Below are 6,059 nucleotides of genomic sequence, written 5' to 3'. Positions count from 1 at the left end.
ACCATATTCTTTTGTACACTCTGTTTTCATAAGGTCACCTTTGTTGATATTATTAACGTCTTGATATCACGCTAATTATACAACAATTGTGGCCTTTTTTGTTCAACTTAATGAGATATTCGGGCTAAGTAATCGACTAAGGAAAAACTATGTTCAACTATGATGAATCCATTTCTGCTGAAAGCGAAATTGCAGCCCCAGCACAGGTGGTTTGGGAACAAATATCAAAGCCTGGCGGTGTCGTACAGTGGCATCCTTTTGTGAAAGAGAACAAGGCTGAGCGGTGGAGCGGTATAGGTTCAAGAGATATCGTGACCTATTACATTGGTCGTTCTTTTCAGAGAGAAGTTATTAAATGGATGGAAGGATCTGGTTATGATCTCAAATTGACCGAGAACGGAAAAAATGAAGCAAGAGCGGAATATAGAATAACCCCGCTAGGTGCAACAAATGCAGGTTCAAGGTGACTGTACATGTCATATTTATCGAAAAACTCCCCTTTCTTTTGAGGTGGGCTTTACTCAAGTTCAAGATAAAACCACTTTTCACAGGATATCTCGGCCTTTCTATGCCGGGCTTTGTCTCGTATGCAGAAACTGGGGAGTGAGTTACTTGCAACCAATTTGGGCCACATCGCGTGTTTTCACCTGAATGTTAACCTATTAAAATCAATAGAAAGAGTGATGAAAAAGAATTTTGTACTCAAAGAGTTTGTGTTGATATCACTCATCACCAGTCTTTGGGTGAACATTTCAGAGCTGGTAAGATATCTTGGATATGTTCGTCCAAAAATGCAGGAGTTTTTTCCTTATATTCTTGAGATGGGCAAAATCTGGGATATACAGATTCTGGCTGTATGGGGATTCTGGGATACCCTGCTTACCTGCCTGTATGTATTTTTATTCTGGCTGTGTGCCCTGGTCTTTGGAAACAACCTGAAATCCATCGTGATTAGTGGAGTAATGTCCTGGGCATTTATCTTCGTTCTCTATTGGGTTGCTACTGCTAATATGCTTCTGGCTGAATGGAGTAACCTTTTTGTAGTTCTACCATTGGCCCTACTTGAAACGTTGGTGGCATCTTTTATCGCATCACGTTTGTATGTACGGTATAACTCAAAACTAAGCCGATAAAGGTTTTCTAAGATGCCAGTATCAAATGGATTTCTAGATTACATTTTTGATCAACTCTCAAAGTGGGGTGGAGTGTCTGCACGTAGAATGTTCGGCGGGGTAGGACTCTTCCGGAATGGAAAAATGTTTGGTATCGTCGCGGATGATGTCCTGTATTTTAGGGTTGATGAATCCAACAGGGAAAAATATGAAGCAGAAGGTTCATTTCCATTTAAGCCCTTCTCAAACCGGGCAACCATCATGTCTTACTATGATGTCCCTGGTGATATTCTAGAAGACCCTGAAGAACTGATAGAGTGGGCCGGAGAATCATTGTCCATACAGTTGATGTCGAACTAAAACTACTCCTTAACTTCGTAGGGAGCTTTTTGGGGAATACTGAACTGAAATGGTATTTGCAGAAAATAAAAGATTTTTAACCTGCAAATCATAAGCAGTTTGTCTACCTACTAATTCGAAATGTCTCCTAAATCGTATAACCGTCTTATACTCGAAAATTGCCAGGAAATGGAGCAACATAACTAATCTCGCAACATAACCAAAGACAAGGTGATTTCTGAAACTTGTCATTGAAGATAATATTGCCAAATCGAAGGTAATGAATCTTTTCACCTACTCAAACGAGCGACTATTCCTGTTAACCCTCGGGTGAGATGTTCTGGGCCATAGCAGTTATTCTGTTAATGTAAAGTGTTCCTCCACAGTTCTGGCACTCAGAGTCAGTGTTTTCGTAAGAGGAGCATTAACCCTTGTGTCGGTCGTTGGTTTACCTAACTCAGATTGGACTTATAACGCCTACAGAAAGCTCTGCTGCCTGTTGGAAAAATGATTGGTTAGATTGAGACTGATTGGTCGACGGTAAACTGGACTCAAACAAGACGGGGAAAATTTTACTGTCAGAAAAAATCTTTTGGGGATTGATCGTAGCATCATCCCCAAAAGTATCTGAAGTGAACGGAGTTTATGTCCTTCTGGGTCGTTGTAAAGAAAATTATTTGTATATAAATTCTACGACTTCAGGGAAGGTAATCAGTATCGCCAGGGTGATAACCTGCATGATTATAAAGGGCCATACCGATTTAAAGATGTCCGTCAGTTCAATGCCTTCCGGTGCAACGCTCTTTAAGTAAAAGGCGGCAGGGCCGAATGGAGGGCTGAGAAAAGATACCTGCATATTGACACAAAAGAGAACGCCGAACCAGATCGGGTCATATCCGAGGTTAGTGATAATTGGTACGAAGATTGGCATGGTCAGCATTGCCACCCCAATCCAGTCGAGGAACATGCCAAGTATCAGTAGGATGAACATCATAATCAGGATGGTGAAAATCGGTGGCATATCCAATCCCATAAACAGGTCATTGATAAAGATATCTCCACCCATCAGGTTGTAGACCCCGATGATCATGGTAGCACCGATACCAACCCAGATGATCATGCCAACGGTGCTGATGGTGTGTTTCAATGCATCGAAAATAACTTTGACATTGAGCTCGCCACGAATGGCTGCGGCCAGTCCCACCCCTACAACACCAACACAAGCCGCTTCGGTTACCGAAGCAATTCCTGCATAGATGCTGCCGAGAATCCAGACCGCGATAAGGATTGGCATAAGGATGTCTAAAAACATCTTTTTCATATCCTCACGGGTCATCTCCTCCATCTCACTTTTATCCATGGCAGGGCCGTAATCCGGGTATATCCTGCAGATAATCAAAATATAGAGGATGTACATGCTGGACAGGATTGCCGCGGCAGGTACAGCGGCCAGAAACAGGTCGCCGATTGATACGTTTGAGGTCATACCGTAAATGATCAGAACGATACTCGGCGGCACCATTGTACCCAGTGCCCCTCCACCGACAACCACACCGATGGCAAGCTTCTGATTGTAACCAAGGCGTAACATCTGCGGCAGGGCCAGCATGCCGAGCAGTACTGTTTCACCTCCAATAATACCCGACATCGAGGCAAGAATGACGGCAACGACCATGCTCTGTACCGCCACACCGCCTCTTATCCGACCGGCCATGACTCGCATGGCATTGTATAAATCCCGGGCAATACCGGTTTTATCAAGCAAGGTAGCCATAAGAACGAACATAGGGACTGCGATAAAAGTGTACGAGGTGGTGAAATCACTGACCCGGTTGGCAACCATCTGCATCATTGCGATGTTACCGAACCAGAAATAAGACATGGAAAGTGCAATAAAGCCAGTCATAAATCCCAACGGCATTCCTACAAACAATAACGACAACATCATCATAAAGATGATCAGTGTTCCGGTGGCTATACCCAAGGCACTCAGCATGTTATTATCCTTTCTTTGAGGCGAGACATTTGGCTTTCGTTTCTCTGTAGATTGACAGGTGCCGCAGCAGGTGCAGTACCACCAGGAAAATAAGCATAAGACAGGTGAGGAAGAAAAAGCCTTTGTTCAGGGCTGGAAACGGCATATCAAGGGCAGAACCAGACGTTTGCATCCGGAATTTGCCAAACGGTGAGATAAAAGCATCTTTTGCCGACAGGAATGCACCGTAGGCCATCATGAGGGCAAAGACCAGAGTACAGGTTTCGACAAAGAGTACCGTGTACCAGCGAACCATTCTTGGAAAGCTGTCGGAGATAAAGGTCATAGCTATGTGCTTTTCGGCAGCATAACAGGAAACGCCTCCAAACAACAACGCGAGGCTTACCAGAAACGAAGTGGTTTCGTGGACCCAGATGGTTGGCGAGTTGAAAGCATACCGCATGATCACTTCAAAGAAGCTGATACAGACGACGACTAAAAACAGAATCGATACTAAATGTCCGAGGCGGATAAAGATCCTGTCGATGAGTTGGCTCATTTTCATTCAATGCCCTCCTGAGAACGAAAGAGCGCACCGGAGACTGTATTGCTACAGGCCCCGGTGGCGGTATGTCAGGTTTTAAAATTGAGAATGTAACTTTTTATGAAAGTTCCCTTATTCGGGATAAAGGATTTCGCGTAAAGATCCTGCTTTCATGGGTTTTATGGAACTTGTCTGTCTGGTCCAGCAATGCCGGTTAGTTCATCCCCTGAGCGTCCAGAAATTTCTGGAGAGCATCATAATACATTTTGCCGATTTCAGACTGATCAGCAATCTCTGCCCAAATTTCACGGGCATTAGCGCGAACTTTCGCTTTTTCCTCGTCGCTCCATGCAACTGGGGTGACGCCCTCTTTTATGGCGGTACTGTAGGCGATACGGTCTTCATAATGGGGTTTGAGCAGGGAATCAAGGGCCAGGCCTTTGAAGAATCTTTCCATGAAAAACTTGTCATTCTCAGGTAGTGCATCCCACTTTTTGAGGTTCATGATGATGTGAACGGTGGGTGAAGAGTGGATTCCAGGATAGATCGGATATTTGGCGATGGAGTGTACACCCTGCTGCTGGTTGTTGGAGAAGGTAGAGAAATCGGCCGCATCGATAACGCCTTTTTCGAGAGCTGTGTAGATCTCAGATCCCGGTAAACCGACGGGAGCTGCACCCATCTTTGCAAACAGCTTGTGGATTGGTCCAGAAGGGGCGCGCATTTTAACACCCTTGAAATCCTCAACCTTGCGTATCTCAACTTTGGAAGGTAGGGACTCGGCACCGGTGATGCAGACGCCGATCAGCTTTGCACCGTATGCCTGGAAAATCTTGTCTACAACCTCGAGTCCACCACCGAAATAGTAAAACTTGAGGATGTCTTCATCGCTATTCCAGGCACTGATGGTGTCGCCGATCAATCCAAAGCCGGCATCATCTCCGGCATAATGGGCAGAAGTGGATACCGCACCATCAATGATACTATTTCGTACACCAGTCAGAAGATCCGAGGATTTAACCACGGCATCAAGAGGTAGCAGATCGATCTTAATCCGGCCATTTGAAGCTTTCTCTACCGCGTCTGTCCATTCTTTCTGGACCTGGTAGGCCTGCTCGCCTGCAGCATTAGTACTGGCAAACTTAAAGCTCATTTCGGCGGCAAACGCACTTGACGCTATCATAGAAACCGACAGAGCCAATGCACCCATCATGGATAATTTTTTCATTTTCTTCTCCTTTGTTTAGTTGACCACGTTGTTATTTGAAGGCATGAGGAACTTTTTTCAGAACTTGCTCCTCACCAGAGACCCCTTAAGTGCCCTATACAGCTGCCAACATTCCCCCATCAACAAAGATGAGATGACCGTTTACAAAATCAGACCCCTTAGAACTGAGAAAGACTGCAGCACCGATCAGTTCCTCTGGATCGCCCCAGCGATTTGCCGGTGTCCGGTTACAGAGCCATGCACTAAAATCCTTATCTTCCACGAGAGCCTTGGTCATATCGCTCTTAAAATAACCGGGTGCAATACCGTTGATCTGGATATTGTAACGGGCAAGTTCAACGCACATTCCGCGGGTCATCATTTTTACCGCACCTTTTGATGCAGCATACGGAGTGATGGTATCCCGACCAAGTTCGGACTGCATGGAGCAGATATTGATAATTTTGCCGGCTTCCCGTTTTACCATATACCTGCCAACCGCCTGGGAGACCAGAAACACGGACTTCTGGTTCACCTCAATGACCTGATCGTATTCGTCTTCCGGGAATTCAAGGAAAGGATGACGGCGTTGTATCCCTGCGTTGTTTATGAGAATATCGATCTGGCCGATGTTTTCTTCAATTGTCTTGATGCCGTTGGTAACAGCCTGCGCATTTCGTACATCAAAGGCGACAGCATCGGCTGTGTATCCTTCTGCGACCAGGGAACGGGCAGCCTTTTCGGCCCCCTCCTGGGTGGTGCCGTTAATGACAATACTTGCACCATGGGCGGCGAGGCCTCTGGCCATAAGATTACCGATCCCTCGTGTTGAACCGGTGATGAGAGCCTTGCGGCCCGTGAGGTCAAAAAGATTTTTCATGA

Annotated in this window: 7 protein-coding genes; 3 read left to right on the top strand and 4 right to left on the bottom strand. The window is 45.5% G+C overall.

Features of this window, described 5'->3' with window-relative positions; translation table 11 throughout:
- Nucleotides 1–149: 149 nt before the first annotated feature.
- From FCL48_RS19730 to FCL48_RS19720, 3 genes are all read left to right on the top strand, one after another.
- Complete coding sequence (locus tag FCL48_RS19730) at nucleotides 150–467, top strand: SRPBCC family protein (protein ID WP_136874852.1); 318 nt, start codon at nucleotides 150–152, stop codon at nucleotides 465–467.
- A 216-nt stretch (nucleotides 468–683) separates the two neighbouring features.
- Complete coding sequence (locus tag FCL48_RS19725; RefSeq protein WP_136874850.1) at nucleotides 684–1,133, top strand: hypothetical protein; 450 nt, start codon at nucleotides 684–686, stop codon at nucleotides 1,131–1,133.
- 12 nt (nucleotides 1,134–1,145) lie between these two features.
- Nucleotides 1,146–1,472 (top strand): TfoX/Sxy family protein, encoded by a 327-nt coding sequence (locus FCL48_RS19720; RefSeq protein WP_136874844.1) that lies wholly within the window; start codon nucleotides 1,146–1,148, stop codon nucleotides 1,470–1,472.
- A gap of 652 nt (nucleotides 1,473–2,124) precedes the next feature.
- Here FCL48_RS19720 and FCL48_RS19715 read toward each other — a convergent pair.
- From FCL48_RS19715 to idnO, 4 genes are all read right to left on the bottom strand, one after another.
- Nucleotides 2,125–3,447, bottom strand: coding sequence for a TRAP transporter large permease subunit (locus FCL48_RS19715; protein WP_136874842.1), 1,323 nt, complete (start codon nucleotides 3,445–3,447; stop codon nucleotides 2,125–2,127).
- Nucleotides 3,448–3,451: 4 nt separating this feature from the next.
- Nucleotides 3,452–3,991 (bottom strand): TRAP transporter small permease subunit, encoded by a 540-nt coding sequence (locus FCL48_RS19710; protein WP_136874840.1) that lies wholly within the window; start codon nucleotides 3,989–3,991, stop codon nucleotides 3,452–3,454.
- Nucleotides 3,992–4,184: 193 nt separating this feature from the next.
- A complete protein-coding gene (locus FCL48_RS19705) occupies nucleotides 4,185–5,198 on the bottom strand; it encodes a TRAP transporter substrate-binding protein (RefSeq protein WP_136874838.1) in 1,014 nt (337 codons plus the stop codon).
- Between the two features lie 94 nt (nucleotides 5,199–5,292).
- Nucleotides 5,293–6,057 (bottom strand): gluconate 5-dehydrogenase, encoded by a 765-nt coding sequence (gene idnO, locus FCL48_RS19700; RefSeq protein WP_136874836.1) that lies wholly within the window; start codon nucleotides 6,055–6,057, stop codon nucleotides 5,293–5,295.
- Nucleotides 6,058–6,059 lie beyond the last annotated feature (2 nt).

Origin of the sequence: Desulforhopalus sp. IMCC35007 (genome assembly GCF_005116575.1) — a bacterium.
Classification (GTDB): Bacteria; Desulfobacterota; Desulfobulbia; order Desulfobulbales; family Desulfocapsaceae; genus Desulforhopalus_A.
The sequence above is the reverse complement of the archived record's forward strand: the minus strand, read 5'-3'. Positions and strand labels throughout refer to the sequence as shown.

Bases quoted from the DNA above. Each gene is read 5' to 3' on its own strand.
- FCL48_RS19715 (WP_136874842.1), bottom strand. From the start codon at position 3,447: ATGCTGAGTGCCTTGGGTATAGCCACCGGAACACTGATCATCTTTATG.
- FCL48_RS19705 (WP_136874838.1), bottom strand. From the start codon at position 5,198: ATGAAAAAATTATCCATGATGGGTGCATTGGCTCTGTCGGTTTCTATG.
- FCL48_RS19710 (WP_136874840.1), bottom strand. From the start codon at position 3,991: ATGAAAATGAGCCAACTCATCGACAGGATCTTTATCCGCCTCGGACAT.
- FCL48_RS19725 (WP_136874850.1), top strand. From the start codon at position 684: ATGAAAAAGAATTTTGTACTCAAAGAGTTTGTGTTGATATCACTCATC.
- FCL48_RS19730 (WP_136874852.1), top strand. From the start codon at position 150: ATGTTCAACTATGATGAATCCATTTCTGCTGAAAGCGAAATTGCAGCC.
- FCL48_RS19720 (WP_136874844.1), top strand. From the start codon at position 1,146: ATGCCAGTATCAAATGGATTTCTAGATTACATTTTTGATCAACTCTCA.
- idnO (WP_136874836.1), bottom strand. From the start codon at position 6,057: ATGAAAAATCTTTTTGACCTCACGGGCCGCAAGGCTCTCATCACCGGT.